Below are 22,632 nucleotides of genomic sequence, written 5' to 3'. Positions count from 1 at the left end.
AGTCTCCTAGGCGCTTCGCGCCAGCCGCAGGCCGCTGAACTGCCAGCGCGCGTCGGTGGGGAAGAAATTGCGGTAACTGTCGCGCAGGTGCGACGTCGGCGTGGCACACGAGCCGCCGCGCAGCACGTACTGGTTGATCATGAATTTGCCGTTGTACTCGCCGACCGCGCCTTCGGCGGGCTGGTAGCCGGGGTAGGCGTTGTAGCTGCTGCTGGTCCATTCCCACACATCGCCGTACATCTGCAGCAGGCCCTCGCCGGCGGCGCGCGCGGGCAGCGGGTGCAGCGCGTGGCCTTCCTGCAGGTTGCCCTGCACGGGCAGCGCGGCCGCAGCCGCTTCCCACTCGGCCTCGGTGGGCAGGCGCGCGCCGCGCCAGTCGGCGTGTGTGGCGGCGGCCCAGCGCGCGAAGGCGTCGGCTTCGAAGTGGCTGATGTGCGTGACCGGGGTATGCGGGTCCAGCGGTGCTTCGCCGTGCAACGTGAACACGGTGGGCAAGGTGGCCGAGGCTTCGGGCGGCAGCGTCCAGTACAGCGGTGCGCGCAGGCCCTGGGCCCGCACCCAGTCCCAGCCGGCGGCGAGCCACCAGCGCGGCTCGGTGTAGCCACCGTCCTGCACGAAGGCCCACCACTCGCCGTGCGTCACCAGCCGGTTCATGAGGGCGTAAGGCTCCAGCCACTGGCGATGGCGCGGCAGCTCGTTGTCGAATGCGAAGCCCTCGCCCGCGTGGCCGATCTCGACCAGGCCACCGGCTTGCTCGACCCAGCGCGGCGCCACCGTGGTCACCGACACCAGCGGCCAGTGGCGCTGGTAGACCGGGCGCAAGGGGTTGATGGACAGCAGGTGCTTCACGTCGGTGAGCAGCAGTTCCTGATGCTGTTGCTCGTGGTGCAGGCCGAGTTCGATCAGGCGCAGCGCGTCCGCGCTGTCGGTGTGTTCGATGAGGTGGGCGATGCGCGCGTCCACCTGCTCGCGCCACTGCCACACGGTGGCGAGGTCGGGCCGCGTGAGCAGGCCGCGCTGCGGTCGCGAGAAGGGCTCGCCGACGCCCTGGTAGTAGCTGTTGAAGAGCACGCGGAACGCGGGGTCGAACGGCCTGAAGCCCTGCTCGAAGCGTTCGAGCACGAAGGTCTCGAAGAACCACGTGACGTGCGCGAGGTGCCATTTGGTCGGGCTGGCATCGGGCATGGACTGGGCCTGGCAGTCCTCGGGCGAGAGCGGCGCGGCCAGCGCGCGGCTGCGTTCGCGCACCGATGCGTAGTGGCGCGCGAGCCCCGCGCGGTTGGGCCGTGGGTCGGAAGAACGCTGTGGAGCAACCGGTCGGGGCGTGGGGTTCATGGTGTCAGCTTCCGGGCTTGAGCCGCAACAGCTGGCCGTCGCGGTCGTCGGTGAGGAGGTAGATGAAGCCGTCCGGACCCTGGCGCACGTCGCGCACGCGCTGGGCCAGTTGGGGCAGCAGTTTTTCTTCGCGCGCCACGCGGTCGCCGTCCATCACGAGGCGCACGAGGTACTGGAACTTGAGCGAGCCCACCAGCAGGTTGCCTTGCCAGTCCTTGCCATAGGGGCCGCCTTTCACGAAGGCCATGCCCGAGGGCGCGATGGAAGGTTTCCAGTACAGCAGTGGCTGCTCCAGGCCGTCCTTGCTGGTGAGGCCGTCGCCGATCTGACCGCCGCCGTAGTTCTCGCCGTAGGTGATGACGGGCCAGCCGTAGTTCTTGCCGGCGTCGGTGCGGTTGAGTTCGTCGCCGCCCTGCGGGCCGTGTTCGATGGTCCAGAGGCGGCCATCGGGGCCGATCGCCGCGCCCTGCACGTTGCGGTGGCCCAGGCTCCAGATCTCGGGCAGGGCGCCGGCGCGGCCGATGAAGGGGTTGTCGGGGTGCGCGCGGCCATCGGGGCGCACGCGCACCACCTTGCCATGGTGGTTGTCCAGCGTCTGCGCATCGGCCATGCGCTGGAAACGGTCACCAAGGGCCAGGAACAGGCTGCCGTCCTCGGCCTGCGCGATGCGGCAGCCGAAGTGCAGCCGGCTGCTCACCTTGGGTTGCTGGCTGAAGATGACTTTCACGTTCTCCAGCGACCGGGCATCGGCCGAGAGGCGCGCCGAGGCCAGCGCGGTGGAGTTGCGCATGCCCATCGCGCCGGGCTCGGCGTAGCAGAAGTGCACCGTGCGGTTGCGCGCGAAGTCGCGGTCGGTCACCAGGTCGAGCAGGCCGCCCTGCCCCACCGCGTCCACGTCGGGCACGCCCTTCAGGGGCTCACCCACGCGGCCATCGGTGCCAATCACGCGCATGCGGCCGGGCCGCTCGGTCACCAGCATGCGGCCCTCGCCGATGAAGGCCACCGCCCAGGGGTTGTGCAGGCCGCGCGCGACGACTTCGGTGGTGACAGCGGGGGCTTGCGCATGCGCGGCAGGGGCAAGCAGCGTGCCCAGGAGGGCGCACAGAGGCAGCAGGGGGGCGGTGAAGGGACGGGTCATGATGGTGTGGAAGGGATGGCGGAAAAAGAGGCGGCAAGGCGGTTGGTGCGCGCGAACCGCTCAGGGTTCCCCGTCAGCCGCCCATGGGGCGCACGCCGAACAGCCAGGCGTGGGCCCAGAACACGAGGAGAAGGTAGACCACCAGCCCGCCGACCAGGGCGATCGCGTCGTTGGCCGTGCTGCCGGGCAGCGCGGGCGGGCTGCGCAGCAGGCCGGCGGCCGCGCGGCGCTTGACCGAGATGCGGTCGGCCACGGCCCAGGCCAGAAAGCCGCCGAACAGCAGCACATCGGCCAGCGTGCCATTGGCCAGCAGGTGGGCCAACGCCCAGCACTTCACGGCCAGCAGCATGGGGTGTTTGGCCGCGCGCTGGATGCGCCCGGGCAGGTAGGCCGCGAACAGCAGCACGAACACCGGCAGCATCAGCAGCAGCGCCAGGTGGCGCAGGCCGGTGGGCGGCGTGTAGAGCAGCACCGGGGCCTGGCGCGCGAGGCCGTAACCCCAGACGATCAGCGCCAGACCGACGAAGGAGACCAGCGCGTACGCGCCCTTGTAGCCGCCCTCGCCGATGCGCCCGGCCAGGGCATGGCGGCCTTGCGGCGAGACGATGGACACCGAGTGCACACCCAGGAACAACACCAGGCCGATGATCAACCACGTCATGACAACCCCTTTGGCTGGTGCGGCACCAGACCACCCGGCGCCGCGTTGGCGAAAGGGCACTGTAGCGCCGCTGGCGCGGCGGTCAACCCGCCGGGGTGGTGGCGCCGGGCGGTGGGCGCCGGTCGGTGGTGACGAGCCAGATGCCGCCGCACACCAGCAGCAGGGCCACGGCATTGCGCCAGGCCAGGATCTGCTCGCCCAGGAACAGCGCGGAGAGCAGCGCGCCGAACACCGGAATGAGGAAGTTGAACACCGAGACCATGCCGACGCGGTTGTATTTCAGCAGCGCGGCCCACAGCGCGAAGGCCACCGCCGAGAGCACGGCCATGTAGAGCAGCAGCACGGCCGGCGCGAGCGACATGCCGTGCAGTGCGCCGCCGAAGGCGTGGCCCGCCAGCAGCAGCGCCAGGCCGCCGATGGCCAGCTGGTAGCCGGTCATGACCATGGCGTCGATCCGCTGCGACAGCCGCTTGCCGTAAATGCTCGCGGCCGAGAGCACGAAGGCCGCGATGACGATGAAGCCCTCGCCCAGCAGCGTGAAACCAGCATCCAGCCCCTGGCCACCGCTCCGCAGGTTCACCGCCATCACGCCCGCGAAGCCCACCAGGCAGCCCAGTGCCTTGCGGTGATCCAGCCGGTCGTTGTGGTAGATGAAATGCGCCAGCAGCACGCTGAAGAAGGTGCCGGTGGCGTTGAGGATGGACGCCTTGACGCCGGTGGTGTGGGCCAGGCCGACGTAGAAGAACACGTATTGCAGCGAGGTCTGCGCCAGCCCGAGCAAGGCGATGCGCCCGATGCTGGCGCGCGGCAGCGCGAACACCGGCCGCCCGATGGCGCGCGCGATGCCGAGCAGCAGCACGCCGGCGAGCAGGAAGCGCCAGCCCGCGAACACGAGTTGCGAGGCCGTGTCGTCGCGGCCGATGGACAGCAGCGCATAGCCGCTCTTGATGGCCGGGTAGGCGCTGCCCCAGAGCAGGCAGCACAGGGTGGCGAGCAGCACCACGTTGCGCGGCCGGCTGAAGAAGGCCGCGCCGCCGAGGCGGTCCGTCATGCCGGGCTGTCGGGTTGGGCGCGGCGCAGGCGTTCGCGGCTGTTGGAGAGGTGCAGGCGCATGGCCTGGCGAGCGGCCTCGGGCTCACGCAGGCGGATCGCGTTGTAGATGCTCTGGTGCTCGCCGTGCACGCGCCGCAGGTAGGCCAGGCGGCCTTCGGGCGCGCTGCTGGCGGTATTGAGGCGGGTGCGCGGAATGATCATCGTGCCCAGGTAGGTCATGAGGTCGGCGAAGTGGCGGTTGCCGGTGGCGCGCGCCACTTCCATGTGGAACTGGAAGTCCGAGGGCACGGCGTCGGAGACGTCGTCGATGGAGGCCTCGAAGGCCGCGAGCGCGGCGGCCATGTTCTGCAGGTGGCTGTCGTCGCGGCGCTGCGCGGCCAGGCTCGCGGCCTCGCTCTCCAGGCTGATGCGCAGCTCCAGCAGCGAGATGACGTCGGCCACGGTGGCGAAGTCCTCGGGCGCGACGCGGAAGTTGCTCTGCTCGGGCGGGGCCATCACGAAGGTGCCGATGCCGTGGCGCGTCTCCACCTGGCCCGAGGCCTGCAGGCGCGAGATGGCCTCGCGCACCACGGTGCGGCTGACCGCGAAACGGGCCATCAGCTCGGATTCGGTGGCCAGCTTGTCGCCCGTCTGAAGGCGGCCTTCGCGCACGTCGGCCGTCAGCGTATCGACGATCTCGGGCACCAGGCCGCGCTGCCGGCGGGGGCGCGGTGGCGGCGCTGCCATCGGCATCGCCTCGTCTCCTAGGGTTTTCACGGGGAGCATTGTTTTTTCCTTGACACGCCATTGTGGCGTTCACACAATTCGCCCAAGTTGTCTGACAACCGACAACAGACAACAAGATGGCCGGACTGTAGCAAACCCCTCGCGAAAGTCCAAGCCCTTCGAGACAAGACCGCACACACCATGGACGTCATTCTCAAAACCCACCACCGCCTGCTGCTCACCGGCGCCGCCGGCGGCCTGGGCACCGCCCTGCGCGAGCGCCTCAAGCGCAATTGCGAAGTGCTGCGCCTCTCGGACCGCGCCGACCTGGGCGCGGCACAGGCCGGCGAGGAAGTCGCGCTGGCCGACCTGGCCAACGCGGAAGAGGTCGACGCCATGGTGAGCGGCTGCGACGCCATCGTGCACATGGGCGGCATCTCGGTGGAGGCGCCCTTCGCCGCCATCCTGCAGGCCAACATCCTGGGCGCGTACCACCTGTACGAGGCCGCGCGGCGGCACGGCGTCAAGCGCATCGTGTTCGCCAGCTCCAACCACGTGACCGGCTTCTACAAGCAAAGCGAGACCATCCACGCCGACCACCCGGCCCGGCCCGACGGCTTCTACGGCCTGAGCAAGGCTTTCGGCGAGGACCTGGCGCGCCTGTACTACGACCGCCACGGCATCGAGACCGCCTGCGTGCGCATCGGCTCCTCGTTCCCCGAACCCAAGGACCGCCGCATGCTCGCCACCTGGCTGAGCTTCGACGACCTGCACCGCCTCATCAGCGCCTGCCTGAGCACGCCGGTGCTGGGCCACAGCATCGTGTTCGGCATGTCGGACAACGCCGTGACCTGGTGGGACAACAGCCGCGCGCGCCACGTGGGCTACGTGCCCCGGGACACCTCGGACGTGTTCCGCGAGGCCGTCTTCGCGCGCACCAGCGCGCCCGACCTGAACGACCCCGCCGCGATCTACCAGGGCGGCGGCTTCGTCAAGGCCGGCCCGTTCTGAACGGCACGCCCACCATGACCACGCAGGCCGACCTGGTGCTCGACGCGCGCAACGGCGTGGGCGAGAGCCCGGTGTGGGACGCGCAGCGCCAGTCCCTGTTCTGGCTGGACATCCCCGGCCGCGCGCTCTGGTGCTGGAACGCGGCCACCGGGCAATCGCGCCAGTGGGCCACGCCCGAGATGGCCGGCTGCATGGCGTTGGCCGCCGGCAGCGAAGCGACGCCGCACGGCCGCTGGGTGGCCGCCATGGAAACCGGCGTGGCGGTGCTCACGCCGCAGGACGACGGCACGCTGACCCAGGAAGCGCGCGCCCGCGTGCGGCACCCGCAGGGCGGCATGCGCTTCAACGACGGCCGCTGCGACCGCCAGGGCCGGCTGCGCGCCGGCACCATGGTGATGGACATGTCGCTGGCCGCGCCCGCTGGCAGCCTGTACGCCTTCGACGGCGCCGCGCTGCGCGCGCTGCAGGGCGGCTTCATCACGCCCAACGGCATGGCCTTCAGCCCCGACGGCAAGACCATGTACCTCTCGGACTCGCACCCCAGCGTGCAGACCATCTGGGCCTACGAGTACGACACCGACAGCGGCACGCCGCACCGCCCGCGCGCCTGGGTCGACATGAAGGCCCTGCCCGGCCGGCCCGATGGCGCGGCGGTGGACGAAGACGGCGGCTACTGGATCTGCGGCAACGACGCCGGCCTGGTGCACCGCTTCACGCCCGACGGCCGGCTCGACCGATCGCTCGCCGTGCCGGTGAAGAAGCCCGCCATGTGCGCCTTCGGCGGCAGCGGGCTCGACACCTTGTTCGTCACCTCCATCCGGCCCGGTGGCGACCTGTCCGACCAACCGCTGGCGGGCGGCGTGTTCGCGCTGCGCCCCGGCGTGCGCGGGCTGCCCGAGCCCGCCTGCACGATTTTCTGAGCCCTGCATTCCCACAAGAGGCCCCAGGCCCAAGCCCCTGTTTTCAACCACCCAACCGAAAGCGCTGAGGACGACATGAACATCAAACCCCTCCTGACCATCGTGGCCGCCTGTGCCGCCCTCGCGGCCCAGGCCACCGAGTTCCGCTCGGCCGACACGCACAACGCCGACGACTACCCCACCGTGGCCGCCGTGAAGCACATGAGCGAGCTGCTGGAGAAGAAGAGCGGCGGCAAGCACAAGATCTAGGTCTTCAACAAGCAGGCACTGGGCAGCGAGAAGGAAACGATCGACCAGGTGAAGATCGGCGCGCTGGACTTCACGCGCGTCAACGTGGGCCCGATGAACGCCATCTGCCCGCTGACCCAGGTGCCGACCATGCCCTTCCTGTTCAGCTCCATCGCGCACATGCGCAAGTCGCTGGACGGCCCGGTGGGCGACGAGATCCTCAAGAGCTGCGAGTCGGCCGGCTTCATCGGCCTGGCCTTCTACGACAGCGGCGCGCGCTCCATCTACGCCAAGAAGCCGATCAAGACCGTGGCCGACGCCAAGGGCCTGAAGATCCGCGTGCAGCAGTCCGACCTGTGGGTCGCGCTGGTCAGCGCCATGGGCGCCAACGCCACGCCCATGCCGTATGGCGAGGTCTACACCGGCCTGAAGACCGGCCTGATCGACGCCGCCGAGAACAACATCCCCTCGTTCGACACCGCCAAGCACGTCGAGGCCGTGAAGATCTATTCCAAGACCGAACACTCGATGGCGCCCGAGATCCTGGTGATGTCCAAGGTGGTCTACGACAAGCTGCCCAAGGCCGAGCAGGACATGATCCGCGCCGCCGCCAAGGAGTCGGTCGCGTTCGAACGCCAGAAGTGGGACGAGCAGGAAGCCAAGTCGCTCGCCAACGTGAAGGCCGCCGGCGCCGAGATCGTCGAAGTCGACAAGAAGTCCTTCCAGGCTGTGATGGGCCCGGTGTACGAGAAGTTCATGATCACGCCGGACATGAAGCGCCTGGTCAAGGCGATCCAGGACACCAAGTAAACGGCGTCCCTTTTTTTCCCCCCATCCCTCTCCTCCAGCCCTCGTCCGCTCCGGCGGGCGGGGGAGCAAGGTTTCCCATGTTCACCAAATTGTGTGCCGGCTTGTCCAAGCTGTGCCTGATGCTGGCCGTGGCCGGGCTGATCGCGGTCGTTCTGTGCGTGCAGTGGCAGGTGATCGGCCGCTACGTCTTCAACGACACGCCCACCTGGGCCGAGGCCCTGGCCATGCTGCTGGTGCTCTTCGTCACCGCCTTCGGCCTGGCCGTGGGCGTGCGCGACGCGGGCCACATCGGCCTGGAGTCGCTGGTGAGCCTGCTGCCCCTGCGCTGGCAGCGCCGCATCGAGTACGTGATCCACACCCTGGTGGCGATCTTCGGCGCGCTCATGGTGCAAAGCGGCTGGCTGTGGATGACCGCCAAGTGGGGCGAGAAGAAACCCATGCTGCCGGTGCCCGACGGCATCGACTACCTGCCCATCGTGATCGCCGGCGCGCTCATCGTGCTGTTCTCGATCGAACACATCGTCGCGCTGATCCGCGGCACCCTCGTGGAGCCCGCATGGAACTGACTGTCCTGGGGTTGAGCTTCACCCTGTTCCTGATCCTCGGCGTGCCGGTGGCCTTCGCCATCGGCCTGTCCTCGGTCGCCACCATCCTCGTGGCCGGCCTGCCGGTGGCGGTGGTGTTCCAGAAGATGGTCGGCGGCATGCAGGTGTTCAGCTTCCTCGCCATCCCCTTCTTCGTGTTCGCCGGTGAGCTGATGCTGTACGGCGGCATCGCCGACCGCATCGTGCGCTTCGCCAACAGCCTGGTGGGCCACGTGCGCGGCGGCCTGGGCATGAGCAACGTGGTGGGCTGCACGCTGTTCGGCGGCGTGGCCGGCTCGCCGCTGGCCGACGTCTCGGCCATCGGCTCGGTGATGATCCCGTTGATGAAGAAGGAGGGCTACGACGCGGACTACGCGGTCAACGTCACCACCCACGCCTCGCTGGTCGGCGCCATCATGCCGACCTCGCACAACATGATCATCTTCACGCTGGCCACCTCGGGCATCGCCTCGGTGAGCGTGCTCAGCCTGATCCTGGCCGGCCTGATCCCGGCGCTGATCCTCACGATCTGCAACCTGGGCGCGGCCTACTACGTGGCCGTCAAGCGCGGCTACCCCACGCACGGCAAGTTCCCCGGCTGGGGCGAGGTGCTGCGCGCCTTCGGCGCCGCGCTGCCGGGCCTGCTGGTGATCGTGATCATCCTCGCCGGCATTCTCTCGGGCGCGTTCACCGCCACCGAGTCGGCCTCCATCGCGGTGGCCTGGGCATTGGCCATCACCGTGCTGGTGTACCGCACGCTGTCCTGGCACAACTTCCTGAAAGCCTGCGCCAAGGCCTGCAAGACCACCGGCGTGGTGCTGCTGCTGATCGGCATCTCGGCCGCCTTCGGCTACTTCATGGCGCTCTACGAAGTGCCGCAACTCACCGGCGAGCTCATGAAGTCGGTGTCGGACAAGCCCTGGGTGATCTTCCTCATGATCAACCTGCTGCTGTTCGTGCTCGGCACCTTCCTGGACATGGCGGCCACCATCCTGATCTGCACGCCGATCTTCATGCCGATCGCGATGCAGTTCGGCATGGACCCGACGCAGTTCGGCATCGTGATGCTGATCAACTGCGCGCTCGGTCTCAACACCCCACCCGTGGGTTCGGTGCAGTTCGTGGGCTGTGCCATCGGCGGCATCTCGGTCGGCCAGGTGATGCGCACCATCGCACCGTTCTACGGCGCGCTGGGCATCTGCCTGATGCTGGTCACCTACGTGCCCGCGTTCTCGCTCTGGCTGCCCGGCCTGGTCAAGTAAACCCTTCAAGGAGAGATCACCATGTCCATCAACCGCCGACAACTGCTCGCCTCGTCCGCCGCGCTCGCCGTGACCGGCCTGCCCGCCGCGCACGCGCAGGGCTTTCCGAACAAGCCGCTGAAGATCATCGTGCCCTACCCGCCGGGTGGCTCCTCGGACATCATCGCGCGCGCCATCAGCCAGCCGCTGTCCGACAGCCTGGGGCAGCCGGTGATCGTGGAGAACCGGCCCGGCGCCAACGGCAACCTGGGGGCCGATCTGGTGGCGAAATCCACGCCCGACGGCCACACCGTGCTGCTGTGCGACGTGGGCGCGCTGGCCATCAGCCCGGCGGTCTACACCAAGCTCTCGTTCGACCCGAGCAAGGACCTGCGCGGCGTGACCATGCTGGCGTACTCGCCGCACATGCTGGCCGTGCACCCCTCCGTCAAGGCCAACAACCTCAAGGAACTGGTGGCCCTGTCCAAGACCACCGACCTGAACTTCGCGGTGACGGCCGTGGGCAGCGCGCCGCACGTGGCCGGCGTGGCCGTGGAGCGCGCCACCGGCGCCAAGTGGACCTACGTGCCCTACAAGGGCGGCTCGCAGGCCGTGACCGACACGGTGGCCGGCCAGACCCAGGTCATCATGAACGGGATGCTGGCCACGCTGCCGCACGTGCAGAGCGGCCGGCTCAAGGTGCTGGGCATCTCCAAGAAGACGCGCATGCCGCTGGTGGGCGAGGTGCCGACGCTGGCCGAACAGGGCGTCAAGGACTTCGAGTCCGGCACCTGGCAGGGCGTGCTGGTGGCCAACGGCACACCGGCCGCGCTCATCGCGCGCCTGAACGCCGAGCTGATCAAGGCCATCCGCAGCCCCGACGTGCGCGCCCGCCTGACCGGCCAGGGCGCCGAGGTGGTGACCATGCAGTCGGCCGAGCAGGACCGCTTCTTCGACGCCGAACGCAAGCGCTGGGGCGCGGTCGTCGCCGAGGCCAACATCAAACTGGACTGAGCTGCCCCGTGAACCCCCAGGAACTCCAATCCATCGTCGGCAGCGGCCTGCTGTCTTTCCCCTTGACCGACTTCGATGCGCAGGGCGACTTCAACGCCCGAGGCTATGCCGAGCGCCTGGAGTGGCTCGCGCCCTACGGGGCCAGCGCGCTGTTCGCCGCGGGTGGCACCGGCGAGTACTTCTCGCTCTCGGGCGCCGAGTACAGCGAGGTGGTGCGCACCGCGGTGACCACCTGCCGCGGCAAGGTGCCCATCATCGCGGGCGCGGGCGGGCCCACCCGCACCGCCATCGCGCACGCGCAGGAGGCCGAGCGCCTGGGCGCGCACGGCGTGCTGCTGTTGCCGCACTACCTCACCGAAGCCAGCCAGGCCGGCCTGATCGCCCACGTGGAGCAGGTCTGCAAGAGCGTGGACTTCGGCGTGATCGTCTACAACCGCAACGTCTGCAAGCTCACGCCCGACTCGCTCGCCATCCTGGCCGAGCGCTGCCCCAACCTGATCGGCTTCAAGGACGGCATCGGCGACATCGAGCTCATGATGTCGATCTACCTGAAGATGGGCGATCGTTTCTCCTACCTGGGCGGCCTGCCCACCGCCGAGGTGTACGCGGCGGCCTACAAGGCGCTGGGCACCCCGGTGTACTCGTCGGCGGTGTTCAACTTCATCCCGAAGACGGCGATGGCCTTCTACGAGGCGGTGCGCCGCGACGACCACGCCACGCAGCACGGTCTGCTGAAGTCCTTCTTCATGCCCTACCTCGACATCCGCAACAAAGGCGCGGGCTACGCGGTGAGCATCGTGAAAGCCGGCGCTCAGCTCGTGGGCCGCGGCGCCGGCCCGGTGCGCGCGCCGCTCACCGACCTGCAGCCCGCCGAGCGCGAGCGCCTGGGCGAGCTGATTCACGCGCTCGGCCCACAATAGGGCCGATGAACCCAGCCGCATTCCCTCATCTGCTCGACCCGGCGCGCTTCCAAGGCGAAGTGGACGGCCGGCCCACCGCCCTCTTCTTCCTGCGCAACGCGCGCGGCATGGTGGTGGCCATCACCAACCTCGGGGCCAAGGTGCTGCAGATCGTCGTGCCCGACCGCTCGGGCGCGCTGGACGACGTGGCGCTGGGCTACGACCAGCTGGCCGACGTGATCACCGGCTCACCCTCCATGGGCGCTTTCGTGGGCCGCTACGCCGGGCGCATCGGCGGCGCGCGCTTCACGCTCGACGGGCACGAGCACCACCTCACGCCCAACGCGGGCGCGCACTGCATCCACGGCGGGCCGCGCGGCTCGCGCCACCGCGTGTTCGACGCCACGCAGACCGACGCCCAGACCCTGCGGCTGCACCACCGCTTCCTCACCGCCGAAGACGGCTTCCCCGGCACGCTGGACCTGCAGCTGACCTACCGGCTCGACGACGACAACGCGCTGGTGCTCGAACACACGGCCACCGCGCTCGACGCACCCGGCCCCGCGAGCTTCACCAGCCACATCTACTTCAACCTCGATGGTGTGGGCCAGGGCCAGCGCATCGATGGCCACGTGCTGCAGGTGCCCGGCTCGCGCGAGGTGCTGGCCACCGGGGCCGACGGCATCGCCACGGGGGCCCTGGTTTCGCTCGACGGCCACCCGCAGAACCTGCGCACGGCCCAGGTGCTGGGTGATTTGCCCGACATCGACCTGAGCTACGTGCTGGAACCCCGGCTCACATCCGCCGCACGCCTGTGCGCGCAACTGCGCAGCGACACCAGCGGCCGCACCCTGGACGTGTGGACCACCGAACCGCTGCTGCAGGTGTACACCGCCGGCCAGCTCGGGGTGGCGGAGCGCCCCGACCTCGGCAAGTGGGGCGTGCGGCACCGGCCCCGCTCGGCCGTCTGCCTGGAGCCCCAGCATTTTCCCAACGCCCCCAACTGCCCGGCGCTGCCGCAGAACACCGTGGCGCCCGACCGGCCTTACCGCGCCACCACGGTCTATCGTTTCGGCACGGTCAACGATTGAACACCGGCTCTCGTCGGACGCACTCCGGCGGCTCGCCATAACCCGCTGAGCGCACCACGTTCTCCAGGGAGATCTCGACCTGGAACCAGCGGCAGAACGGGTTCACGAAGCGGTAGCTCCAGACCATGCCGCGCTCCCGCCCCAGTCCTTGCACCTCGCCCGGGCGCCCCAGCCTGGCGCGAACCTCGTCGGCGCTCATGCCGGGGTTGATCTGGGTGAAACGCGCCTCGGTCAGCACCTGCTCCGAGCGGACCACGCGGCCCGAGGCATCGAGGTCCACGAACCAGGTGTGCAGGCCATAAGGGCCCCGGGGATATTCCAGCCGGGTGCCCCCGTCGATCTGGCGCGTGGTTTCCGGTGGACCCATCCGCGCCACGACCTGGTCGCGGTTCTGGCCGGCCATGTCGGCCGTCGGTCCGTAGCCCGCGCACGCGCTCAGGAAGGCCACACCGACCAAACACCACAAGCGCAAACGCATGGACAGCTCCTGTTCGGTGGCTCAAGCCATTTCGATGGTTTTCAGGGAGGCGAGTTCCTGCCGTTCAGCCCAGCAGCGCGGCCAGGCCGTTCTCGGGCTCGAAGCGCTGGTTGCGGTGCAGCAGGCGCGTCGGGCCGGGCCAGACCCGGGTGGCGATGCTGTGCCTCGGGTCGCCGGGATAACAGATCACGCGCCGGCCGTCCTCGTCGAACGGCTCGGGCTCGATCAGCGAGGGCGGGCGGCTGCGCGCGGTGGCCAGCACCTGCGCCACATCGGCCAGGCGGCTGAGCTCGCTCAGGCTCATGATCTGCGGCGGCGCCAGGTCGATCTCGCCGGCCCAGTAGCGCTCCAGGCCAGTGCGCGGCGGAAGCCACACGGCTTCCGTCGCTTCGTGGGCGCAGTGCTCCACCGTCTGGTCATCGGGTGCCACGGCCACGAAGAAGCGCGTGTCGAAGCGCTTGTTGGTCACCGAAGGCACGCGCGGCGTGACCCAGCGCGACCACGGCAGCACACAGGCGGTGGGAATGGGCAGGCCCTGGGCCTGCAGGGCGGCGGCGAACGCGATGCCGGTGGCCGTCTGCTCGCGCACGGGCTGCACGTGCCTGGCGCCGTTCGCCTGGCCCAGCAGCAGGCCGCATTCCTCGAAGGTCTCGCGCAACGCCGCCACGTGCAGGCCCAGGGCCGTGTCCACGTCCAGGCCGGGTTCGCCCAGCCCAGCGAGGCAGGTGGCGGCGGGTCGGTCCAGCGCCGCTGGGTCGGTCCGCCGGTCGGCCGCATCCAGCTTGCCACCCGGGAAGACATGCACGCCACCGAGCACGCCCGAATTGCCATGCCGGCGCACGAGCAGCACCTCCAGGCCAGCAGGCCCGTCGCGCACCACCATCACGGTGGCAGCGGCCACGGGCGGGGTGAGCACTTCGTCGGAATTGATGGCAATGGGCATGGACCGATTGTCGGTGCATGGGCGAAGGCCTGCAGTCGCCGTGGCGCAACCTCCAAAAATGGATACTTTTTTATCAAATGAATGACGGTGAATGCAAAACCGCATCCGGCCAAGGGCAAGGAACTTCTGCTTTAGCACTCGCTCCTAGAGAGTGCTAATATTCTTCGCAGACACCTGAGGAGGGTTCACATGTCCCACACGCTTGCTCCTGTTGCCACCGCCACCACCGGCTCGATCGCCGTGGCGAATCCGTGGGCGCTCGTGCCGCCCCTGGGCAACCTGGACGCCTACATTTCCGCGGTCAACCGCCTGCCGTTGCTCACGCTGGAGCAGGAGCAGCAGGCCGCCCGCCGCCTGCGCGACGACAACGACCTGGACGCCGCCGGCCAACTGGTGATGTCCCACCTGCGCCTCGTCGTGTCGATCTCGCGCCAGTACCTGGGCTACGGCCTGCCCCATGGCGACCTGATCCAGGAAGGCAACGTCGGCCTGATGAAGGCCGTCAAGCGCTTCGACCCCGACCAGGGCGTGCGCCTGGTGAGCTACGCCATGCACTGGATCAAGGCCGAGATCCACGAATACATCCTGAAGAACTGGCGCATGGTCAAGCTGGCCACGACCAAGGCCCAGCGCAAGCTGTTCTTCAACCTGCGCTCGCGCAAGCAGGGCTTCCGCGCCGATGCGGTCGATGGCGACACCCACCGCGAGGTGCTGTCCGACAGCGAAGTGGGCGTGATGGCCCGCGAACTCAACGTGAAACCCGAAGAAGTGCGCGAAATGGAAACGCGCCTCTCCGGCGGCGACGTGGTGCTGGACCCGGCCCCGGGCGACGACGGCGAAGACAGCTTCGGCCCCATCGCCTACCTGGCGGACGCCACCCACGAACCCACCGCGGTGCTCGAATCGGCCCAGCGCGATGCGCTGGCCACCGAAGGTGTGGCGCGCGCCATGAGCGAGCTCGACGAACGCTCGCGCCGCATCGTGAGCGAGCGCTGGCTCAAGGTGAACGACGACGGTTCGGGCGGCATGACGCTGCACGAACTGGCGGCCGAGTACGGTGTGAGCGCCGAACGCGTGCGCCAGATCGAGGTGGCGGCCATGAAGAAGATGCGCAAGGCGCTGGCCGCTTACGCCTGATCCACGGCCCCCATTGCCACCACGGCCCCGGCGGTTTCGCGACCCCGGGGCTTCTTTTTTACGAACGGCGCCCGTCGCCGGACCTGCGTCACGCCCGGTCAATGTCACAGGCGACACAATCGGGGGATGTCTGACGTTTTGTGGAAGGGCGCGACGCCCGGGATCCGTCGCGCTCGCAGGCTGGCCGCCTGGCTGGCGCTGGCCTTCTTCTCCCTTTTTCCTGTCCTGCGCGGCGTGGCCGCCGAGCTGCCGCCTGTGGTGCTCGACGGCACACAACCCAGCGTGCCCCTGGCCCAGCGCAGCCTGTATTGGGTGGATACCGGCGGCCAGCTGACGGTGCAGGAGGTGGAAGCCCAACAGGACCAACTGCCGTTTGCGGTGCGCAGCGCCGAACACCGCCTCCTCCTTCCGGACGGCGGCGCGCTGTGGATTCGCTTCGATGCCGAGGCCCGCGACGACCATTCGCGCTGGGAGCTGGAGCTGGCGCGCTCGGGCACCGACCGCATCAGCCTCTACCACCGGCTGTCCAATGGCGAATGGAAAGCGCAAAACGCCGGCGACCGCCTCGCGGTGAGCCACTGGGCCTTTCCCGACCGCTACCCGGTGTTCTCGCTCGACCCCCGCACCGACGCTGTAGTGACCTACTGGGTGCGCATCGAACACGCTCGCGTGCCGTTCTCCGGCACGCTGCAGATTCACGACCACCACACCTTGCGCGAGCTGCGCATCCACCAGCAGTTTCTGCTGGGCGCCTACTTCGGCATGGCGTTGCTGCTCACCGCGACCGCAGTGGCCAATGCGCTGGTGTTCCGGGACACCAGCTTTGCCGCCTATGCCATCTACATCACAGTCCTCGGGCTGGCCATGGCCGCGTCGCTGGGTGTGGCCGGCCAGTTCCTCTGGCCGAACTCGGCGCAGTGGAACGGATTGGCCGAGTTCGTGCTGATGCCGATGGCGGCGGTGTTCGGTCTGCTGTTTGTGCGGCAGGTGGTTCAACCCAGGCGCATCGGTCGCTGGCTGGACCGCTCCGCCCTGGCACTGCCCGCGGTTCTGGCGGGCTTGATTCTGTGGGACACGCTGTACCCCACCCATGGCAGCCTGCAGGCCGTGACGGCCGCCTCCGCCGCCACGCTCGCGTTGGTCTACGCCATGCTCTGGGCAGCCTGGCGCACGGGGGACCGCTGGGTGCGCTGGATCGCGCTGGGCATGCTGCCGGTGCTGCTGGCCGGGGCGCTGCCGGTGATGCGCAACTTCGGTCTGATCTCATCGGGTTTCCTGTCGCAGTACGGCATGGTGATCGCCGCCGCCCTCGAGGCGCCCTTGCTGATCTACGGCCTGCTGCAACGCTCGTCCCTGCAGCACGAGGCCCAGGCCCGCGCCCGCGCACTGGCCCTGACCGAGCCGCTCACCGGCCTCACGAACCGGCACAACTTCATGTTGCGGCTGCACGACAGCGTGGTGCGGGCCCAGCGCTACGGGCACCAGAGCGCGCTCCTGCTGATCGGCCTGGACAACCACGGCTGGTTTGCCGAGCAGCACGGCCGCGAGGTGGCCGACCGCGCGCTGGTGATCACCGGCTCGCTGTTGCGCTCGGTAGCGCGCGACGTGGACACGGCAAGCCGGGTCGACGACAGCACCCTGGCGCTGTTGATGGAAGGGCCGGTGCGCGAGGCGCAGGCCCTGGCCGCGGCCACCAGCATCGTCGCGGGCGGCCTGCGCCCCTCGGTGCAACTGCCCGTGGGCACCACGCTGAAGTTCAAGATCGTCGTGGCGCTGCTGCCCGATCCCACGCCCGAGCTTCAGCAGGACGCCCAGGCGCACCTGGACTGGCTGCGCCAGGCGCTGGACGCCCTGCGCAAGGACCCGCGCAAGGCCATCCTCAAACTGAATTTCTGATCGTTCCTGACAGCTTCGGAGCGCCAACAGCGCCCACCAGGGGCATCAAGGGTCCGGCTCCGCCGGCCCAAGATGCCGTCCCCCTCCCAGCCGAAGGCGCCAGAGAGGGGGAAGCCGCGAAGCGGCGCAGGGGGTGCCCTCTTCAAACCTCGCGGCGCAGCGCGGGGAAGAGGATCACGTCGCGGATGCTGGGGCTGTCGGTCAGCAGCATCATCAGGCGGTCGATGCCGATGCCACAACCGCCGGCGGGCGGCATGCCGTACTCCAGCGCACGGATGTAGTCGGCGTCGTAGTACATGGCCTCTTCGTCACCCCCGTCCTTGGCCGAGGCCTGCGCCTGGAAGCGCGCGGCCTGGTCCTCGGCGTCGTTGAGTTCCGAGAAGGCATTGCCGAACTCGCGCCCGGTGATGTAGAGCTCGAAGCGCTCGGTGACGGCAGGGTTCGCGTCGTTGGCGCGCGCCAGCGGCGAGATCTCCGTCGGGTGGTCCATGATGAAGGTCGGGTTCCAGAGCTTGTCCTCGACCTTCTCTTCAAAGTACAGCACCTGCAGGCTGGGCAGGCTGCGGCCGGAGAGCTGGTGCTTTTCCTCGCTCAGGCCCAGCTTCTTGAGCTGTGCCTGCAGCCAGGCGGCATCGTCCACGCTGTCGCCCGCCTCGGTGTACTTGACGATGGCTTCGCGGATCGTCAGGCGCTCGAACGGCGACAGGATGTCCACCGGCTGGCCCTGGTAGGTCAGCGGCTCGTCACCGCGCACCTGGCGCACCACGTGGCGAATGAGCTGCTCGTTGAAGTCCATCAGGTCCTGGTAGTTCCAGTACGCCGCGTAGAACTCCATCATGGTGAACTCGGGGTTGTGGCGGACGCTGATGCCTTCGTTGCGGAAGTTGCGGTTGATCTCGAACACACGGTCGAAACCGCCCACCAGCAGGCGCTTGAGGTAGAGCTCGGGCGCGATGCGCAGGAACATCTCCTGGTCCAGCGCATTGTGGTGGGTCTTGAACGGCTTGGCGTTGGCACCGCCCGGGATCGGGTGCAGCATGGGCGTTTCCACCTCGAGGAAGCCGTGGCTCACCATGAAGTCGCGGATGCTGGCGAGGGCCTGGCTGCGCGCGACGAAACGCTTGCGAGCGGTTTCGTCGGTCATCAGGTCCACGTAGCGCTGGCGGTACTTGATTTCCTGGTCGGCGATGCCGTGGAACTTGTCGGGCAGCGGGCGCAGGCTCTTGGTGATCAGGCGGATGCGGTCGGCCTGGATGGTGAGTTCGCCGGTGCGGGTGCGCATGAGCACGCCCTCGACCGCGATGATGTCGCCCAGGTCCCAGTGCTTGAAGGCGCTGTGCTGAGCCTCGCCCACGCCGTCGTTGTTCAGATAGATCTGGATGCGGCCACCCGAGGGACCGAAGGACGCGTCCTGCAGCGTGGCGAAGCTGGCCTTGCCCATCACGCGCTTGAGCATCATGCGACCGGCCACGCTGGCGCGCACCGGCTCGGCTTCCAGCGCTTCCTTGGTGGTCTCGCCATAGCGGGCGAACAGGTCGGCCGCCTTGTCGGCGGGTTTGAAGTCGTTGGGAAACGCCACCCCCTGGCCCTGTTTCTGCGCCTCGCGCAGCGCCTTGAGCTTCTCGCGGCGTTCGGCGATGAGCTGGTTGTCGTCGTGCGCCGCAGGCGCACCGGTCTCGGCGGTGGGGGGGTTTGGGCTTGGGTCATGAATGAAAAATGGGTTGGGCACCGAGGTGCGCAACCCATGATTGTAGTTTTCGGCCCGATACGGGCCGATTTCGTGTTATTCGCCCAAATAGGCGGCGCGCACCTTGGGGTCGTCGAGCATGTCGCGGCCCACGCCGGTCATGATGATTTCGCCCGAATCCATCACGTAGCCGCGGTCGGCGATCTGCAGCGCGCGGCGGGCGTTCTGCTCCACCAGCAGGATGGTCACACCCTGGGCGGAGACGTCGCGCACGACCTCGAAGATCTTGTCCACCATGATGGGCGACAGGCCCATGGACGGCTCGTCGAGCAGCAGCACCTTGGGCTGGCTCATGAGCGCGCGCGCCATGGCCAGCATCTGCTGCTCGCCACCGCTCATGGTGCCGGCCAGCTGGTCCTTGCGTTCGCGCAGGCGCGGGAAGATGCCGAACATCTTCTCGATGTCCTGCGCGATGCCGGCCTTGTCCTTGCGGATGTAGGCGCCCATCTGCAGGTTCTCGGTGATGGTCATGCGGGTGAACACGCCACGGCCTTCCGGCACCATGGCCAGGCCCTGCTTCACGAGATCCCAGGCGCCCTTGCCCTTGATGCTCTGGCCCAGGTACTCGATGTCGCCGGCCTCGTAGGCGAGCGAACCGGTGACGGCCTTCATGGTGGTGGTCTTGCCGGCGCCGTTGGAGCCGATGAGCGAGATCAGCTCGCCCTCGCGCACTTCGAGATCGATGCCCTTGACGGCCTTGATGCCGCCGTACGCGACCTTCAGACCGCTGACTTTGAGGAGTGTGTTTGCCATTTGCGTCAATCCTTGATCAGTGGCCGCCAGTGCCGAGGTAGGCCTCGATTACCTTGGGGTCCTTCTGCACGTCGGCCGGTGAGCCGGAGGCGAGCTGCTTGCCGTAGTCGAGCACGGTCACGCGGTCGCACAGGCCCATCACCAGTTTCACGTCGTGTTCGATCAGCAGGATGGTGCGATTGTCCTTGCGGATGCGGTCGATCAGCTCGCGCAGCTGCACCTTTTCGGTGGCGTTCATGCCGGCGGCCGGTTCGTCCAGCGCGATCAGCTGCGGGTCGGTCGCCAGGGCGCGCGCGATTTCCAGGCGGCGCTGGTCGCCGTAGCTCAGCGTGCGCGACTTGTAGTCGGCGAACTTCTCAATGCCCACATAGGCCAGCAGCTCGCGCGCGCGCGCCGTGATCGCGGCCTCTTCGCGCTTGAAACCGGGCGTGCGCAGCACGGCGCCGATCAGGCCCGAATGGGTGCGCACGTGGCGCCCGACCATGACGTTTTCCAGCGCGGTCATCTCGGCGAACAGCCGGATGTTCTGGAAGGTGCGGGCAATGCCGGCCTTGGCCACCTCGTGCACCGCGCTGGGCGTGTAGGGCTTGCCCGCGAGCTCGAAGGAACCGCTGTCGGGTGTGTACAGCCCGGTCAGCACGTTGAAGAAGGTCGTCTTGCCGGCGCCGTTGGGGCCGATCAGGCCATAGACCTGACCGCGCTTGATTTCGATGCCCACATCGCTCAGGGCCTGCAGGCCCCCAAAGCGCTTGGAAACATTCGCCACTTTGAGAATGGTGTCGCTCATGTGAATGCTCCGCTTACTTGGTCAGGGACTTGCCGTGCTCGGGCGAGGGCCACAAGCCTCTGGGGCGCAGCAGCATCACGACCACCATGGCCAGCGCGATGAGCAGTTGGCGCAGGATCTCGGGGCCAAGGCGACCCCCCGTCAGTTCGGTCAGCGGGTGTGCCACATGGCGCAACACCTCAGGCAGGCCTGCCAGCAACAGAGCACCCAGCACCACGCCCGGGATGTGCCCGATGCCGCCCAACACCACCATGGCCACCACCATCACCGACTCCATCAGCGAGAAGGACTCGGGCGAAACGAAGCGCTGGAACGAGGCGAACAACACGCCGGACACGCCACCAAAGGACGCGCCCATGCCGAAGGCCAGCAGCTTGAGGTTGCGGGTGTTCAGGCCCATGGCCTTGGCGGCGATCTCGTCTTCACGAATGGCCATCCAGGCGCGGCCGATGCGCGAATCCTGCAAGCGGTAGGAGATGACGATGGCCAACACCACGAAGAACAGGAACAGGTAGTAGTACAGCGTGACCGGCTGGAAGGTGTAGTCACCGATGGTCAGGCGCTTGCCGAGGTCGAGGCCGAACACCGAGATGGTGTCGATCTGGCTGATGCCCTTGGGACCGTTGGTGATGTTCAACGGGCGGTCCATGTTCAGCAGGAAGATGCGGATGATCTCGCCGAAGCCCAGGGTGATGATGGCGAGGTAGTCGCCACGCAGCTTGAGCGTGGGTGCCCCCAGGATCATGCCAACCACCCCCGCAATCGCCGCCGCCAGGATCATCACCAGCCAGATGTTGTAGTGCAGGCCGTTGGGGAACATGGCCTTGATGGCCGGGAAGGTGTCGGCGAGGTGGGGCGAACCCAGCAAGGCAAACACATAGGCCCCCACCGCGAAGAACGCGATGTAGCCCAGGTCCAGCAGGCCGGCGTAGCCGACCACGATGTTCAGGCCGAGGGCCAGCAGCACGTACATGAGCGCGATATCGACAATGCGCACCCAGGAGTTGCTGCCGGTGGACTGCAGGATGATGGGCAGCAGCAGCAAAGCCACCGCCGCGATCAGGAAGACGATCAGCTTGCCGGTTTTGGTGTTCATCATGGTGTTTCTCCCGGACGGTCAGGCACGGTCCGCCACACGTTCACCCAGCAGCCCCGAGGGACGCAGCGTGAGCACGATGGCCAGCACGATGAAGGCGAAGATGTCGGTGTACTGGCTGCCCAGCACCCCACCGGTGAGCTTGCCGAGGTAGCCGGCGCCCAGGGATTCGATCAGGCCGAGCGCAATGCCCCCGACCACCGCACCGGCGAGGTTGCCGATGCCGCCCATCACCGCGGCCACGAAGGCCTTGAGGCCGGGCATGAAGCCCATGGCGTGCTGCACCGTGCCGTAGTTGGAGGCCCACATCACGCCGGCAATGGCCGCGAGCATGGCGCCGATGATGAAGGTGGCGGAGATGACCACGTCGGGCTTGATGCCCATGAGCGCGGCCACACGCGGGTTCTCGGCCGTGGCCCGCATGGCTCGGCCCAGATTGGTGCGGTTGACCAGCCACATCAGGAAGGCCAGCGTGACCGCCGTGGTGGCCAGGATGACGACCTGCGTCACCGAAATCACCGCGCCACCGAACGCGATCGGCTCGCGAGACAGCATCGAGGGATAGGACTTCGGGTTCGGCGCCCAGATGATCATGGCGAAGGTCTGCAAGAGCAGCGACATGCCGATGGCGGTGATCAGGGGCGCGAGTCGGTTGGAATTGCGCAGCGGCCGGTAGGCCAGTTTCTCGATCGTGAAGTTGAGCGTGGCGCAGACCACCATCGCGATGATGGTGGCCAGCAGGAGGACCACCCAGGTCGGTAGTCCGGTGGACGCACTGGTCATCCAGCCGATGACCGTCCAGCTGGTGAGGGCCCCCACCATCAGCACGTCGCCGTGCGCAAAGTTGATCAGTCCGATGATGCCGTACACCATGGTGTACCCCAGTGCCACCAGCGCATACATACTGCCCAACACCAGACCGTTGATGATCTGCTGCAGCAAAACTTCCATGAATGTTTCTCCGTGTTTTGTGACAGGCCGGGAAGCGCTTGTGGCGCCGGCCCGTTTCAACCTAGCAAAAAACCCGCCAGACATGACCTTGAAACAGGACCGACTGCGGGTTGGTGGACGGATTGTAATGAGGGGCTTTTGGGGCCCACATGCG

General features: G+C 68.0%; 21 protein-coding genes and 1 pseudogene. 10 read left to right on the top strand and 12 right to left on the bottom strand.

The window, feature by feature from the left end:
* Positions 1 to 6: 6 nt before the first annotated feature.
* The 5 genes from egtB to ABSY19_RS20040 all read right to left on the bottom strand — a co-directional run bounded on the left by egtB (position 7) and on the right by ABSY19_RS20040 (position 4,952).
* Complete coding sequence (gene egtB, locus ABSY19_RS20060; RefSeq protein ID WP_382155241.1) at positions 7 to 1,335, bottom strand: ergothioneine biosynthesis protein EgtB; 1,329 nt, start codon at positions 1,333 to 1,335, stop codon at positions 7 to 9.
* Between the two features lie 4 nt (positions 1,336 to 1,339).
* On the bottom strand, positions 1,340 to 2,473 hold the full coding sequence (locus ABSY19_RS20055; RefSeq protein WP_382155238.1) for a PQQ-dependent sugar dehydrogenase: 1,134 nt from the start codon (positions 2,471 to 2,473) through the stop codon (positions 1,340 to 1,342).
* Positions 2,474 to 2,546: 73 nt separating this feature from the next.
* Positions 2,547 to 3,134 (bottom strand): NnrU family protein, encoded by a 588-nt coding sequence (locus ABSY19_RS20050; RefSeq protein WP_382155235.1) that lies wholly within the window; start codon positions 3,132 to 3,134, stop codon positions 2,547 to 2,549.
* Between the two features lie 82 nt (positions 3,135 to 3,216).
* Entirely contained in the window at positions 3,217 to 4,185 is a 969-nt protein-coding gene (locus ABSY19_RS20045; RefSeq protein ID WP_382155232.1) for a DMT family transporter, read from the bottom strand.
* A complete protein-coding gene (locus tag ABSY19_RS20040; RefSeq protein ID WP_382155230.1) occupies positions 4,182 to 4,952 on the bottom strand; it encodes a FadR/GntR family transcriptional regulator in 771 nt (256 codons plus the stop codon). The genes ABSY19_RS20045 and ABSY19_RS20040 overlap by 4 nt, the downstream gene beginning before the upstream one ends.
* Positions 4,953 to 5,093: 141 nt before the next feature.
* Here ABSY19_RS20040 and ABSY19_RS20035 point away from each other — a divergent pair, with 141 nt between their 5' ends.
* From ABSY19_RS20035 to ABSY19_RS20000, 8 genes and pseudogenes are all read left to right on the top strand, one after another.
* Positions 5,094 to 5,903: an NAD-dependent epimerase/dehydratase family protein gene (locus ABSY19_RS20035; RefSeq protein ID WP_382155227.1), complete on the top strand. Its 810-nt coding sequence runs from the start codon at positions 5,094 to 5,096 to the stop codon at positions 5,901 to 5,903.
* Between the two features lie 14 nt (positions 5,904 to 5,917).
* Positions 5,918 to 6,823: an SMP-30/gluconolactonase/LRE family protein gene (locus ABSY19_RS20030; protein ID WP_382155224.1), complete on the top strand. Its 906-nt coding sequence runs from the start codon at positions 5,918 to 5,920 to the stop codon at positions 6,821 to 6,823.
* Between the two features lie 75 nt (positions 6,824 to 6,898).
* Positions 6,899 to 7,861: pseudogene (locus ABSY19_RS20025) on the top strand (TRAP transporter substrate-binding protein).
* A gap of 77 nt (positions 7,862 to 7,938) precedes the next feature.
* Complete coding sequence (locus tag ABSY19_RS20020) at positions 7,939 to 8,427, top strand: TRAP transporter small permease (protein ID WP_291121111.1); 489 nt, start codon at positions 7,939 to 7,941, stop codon at positions 8,425 to 8,427.
* Complete coding sequence (locus tag ABSY19_RS20015; RefSeq protein WP_382155221.1) at positions 8,418 to 9,707, top strand: TRAP transporter large permease; 1,290 nt, start codon at positions 8,418 to 8,420, stop codon at positions 9,705 to 9,707. Before ABSY19_RS20020 ends, ABSY19_RS20015 begins: the two co-directional genes overlap by 10 nt.
* Positions 9,708 to 9,728: 21 nt before the next feature.
* The gene (locus ABSY19_RS20010) at positions 9,729 to 10,700 is read left to right on the top strand and encodes a Bug family tripartite tricarboxylate transporter substrate binding protein (RefSeq protein ID WP_382155219.1); all 972 of its coding nucleotides are present in this window, start codon (positions 9,729 to 9,731) and stop codon (positions 10,698 to 10,700) included.
* Positions 10,701 to 10,708: 8 nt separating this feature from the next.
* On the top strand, positions 10,709 to 11,620 hold the full coding sequence (gene kdgD / locus ABSY19_RS20005) for a 5-dehydro-4-deoxyglucarate dehydratase (RefSeq protein ID WP_382155216.1): 912 nt from the start codon (positions 10,709 to 10,711) through the stop codon (positions 11,618 to 11,620).
* Between the two features lie 5 nt (positions 11,621 to 11,625).
* Positions 11,626 to 12,690: an aldose epimerase family protein gene (locus tag ABSY19_RS20000; protein ID WP_382155213.1), complete on the top strand. Its 1,065-nt coding sequence runs from the start codon at positions 11,626 to 11,628 to the stop codon at positions 12,688 to 12,690.
* Here ABSY19_RS20000 and ABSY19_RS19995 read toward each other — a convergent pair.
* Positions 12,680 to 13,168, bottom strand: a complete 489-nt coding sequence (locus ABSY19_RS19995; RefSeq protein WP_382155210.1) for a hypothetical protein — start codon at positions 13,166 to 13,168, stop codon at positions 12,680 to 12,682. The two genes, ABSY19_RS20000 and ABSY19_RS19995, sit on opposite strands and share 11 nt — an antisense overlap.
* Before the next feature lie 64 nt (positions 13,169 to 13,232).
* Complete coding sequence (locus tag ABSY19_RS19990) at positions 13,233 to 14,111, bottom strand: NUDIX hydrolase (RefSeq protein ID WP_382155207.1); 879 nt, start codon at positions 14,109 to 14,111, stop codon at positions 13,233 to 13,235.
* Between the two features lie 189 nt (positions 14,112 to 14,300).
* Here ABSY19_RS19990 and rpoH point away from each other — a divergent pair, with 189 nt between their 5' ends.
* Together rpoH and ABSY19_RS19980 are read left to right on the top strand one after the other, a co-directional pair.
* Entirely contained in the window at positions 14,301 to 15,248 is a 948-nt protein-coding gene (gene rpoH, locus ABSY19_RS19985; protein ID WP_382155205.1) for an RNA polymerase sigma factor RpoH, read from the top strand.
* A gap of 126 nt (positions 15,249 to 15,374) precedes the next feature.
* Complete coding sequence (locus tag ABSY19_RS19980; protein WP_382155202.1) at positions 15,375 to 17,144, top strand: 7TM diverse intracellular signaling domain-containing protein; 1,770 nt, start codon at positions 15,375 to 15,377, stop codon at positions 17,142 to 17,144.
* A 142-nt stretch (positions 17,145 to 17,286) separates the two neighbouring features.
* On the opposite strand, the gene lysS is transcribed toward ABSY19_RS19980, so the two are convergent.
* The 5 genes from lysS to ABSY19_RS19955 form a co-directional block, all read right to left on the bottom strand.
* A complete protein-coding gene (lysS, locus tag ABSY19_RS19975; RefSeq protein WP_382163883.1) occupies positions 17,287 to 18,855 on the bottom strand; it encodes a lysine--tRNA ligase in 1,569 nt (522 codons plus the stop codon).
* A 72-nt stretch (positions 18,856 to 18,927) separates the two neighbouring features.
* Positions 18,928 to 19,644, bottom strand: a complete 717-nt coding sequence (locus tag ABSY19_RS19970; protein ID WP_382155199.1) for an ABC transporter ATP-binding protein — start codon at positions 19,642 to 19,644, stop codon at positions 18,928 to 18,930.
* Positions 19,645 to 19,660: 16 nt separating this feature from the next.
* Positions 19,661 to 20,431 carry an ABC transporter ATP-binding protein gene (locus ABSY19_RS19965; protein WP_291121139.1) on the bottom strand — a complete coding sequence of 257 codons (771 nt, stop codon included), beginning with the start codon at positions 20,429 to 20,431 and terminating at the stop codon, positions 19,661 to 19,663.
* 13 nt (positions 20,432 to 20,444) lie between these two features.
* A complete protein-coding gene (locus ABSY19_RS19960; protein ID WP_291121141.1) occupies positions 20,445 to 21,530 on the bottom strand; it encodes an ABC transporter ATP-binding protein in 1,086 nt (361 codons plus the stop codon).
* Between the two features lie 18 nt (positions 21,531 to 21,548).
* The gene (locus tag ABSY19_RS19955; protein ID WP_382155195.1) at positions 21,549 to 22,478 is read right to left on the bottom strand and encodes a branched-chain amino acid ABC transporter permease; all 930 of its coding nucleotides are present in this window, start codon (positions 22,476 to 22,478) and stop codon (positions 21,549 to 21,551) included.
* Positions 22,479 to 22,632 lie beyond the last annotated feature (154 nt).

The organism is Hydrogenophaga sp. ANAO-22, from assembly GCF_042466645.1.
Lineage (GTDB): Bacteria > Pseudomonadota > Gammaproteobacteria > Burkholderiales > Burkholderiaceae_C > Hydrogenophaga.
Note: the sequence above shows the minus strand (reverse complement) of the source record. Positions and strands in the feature narration are given on the sequence as shown.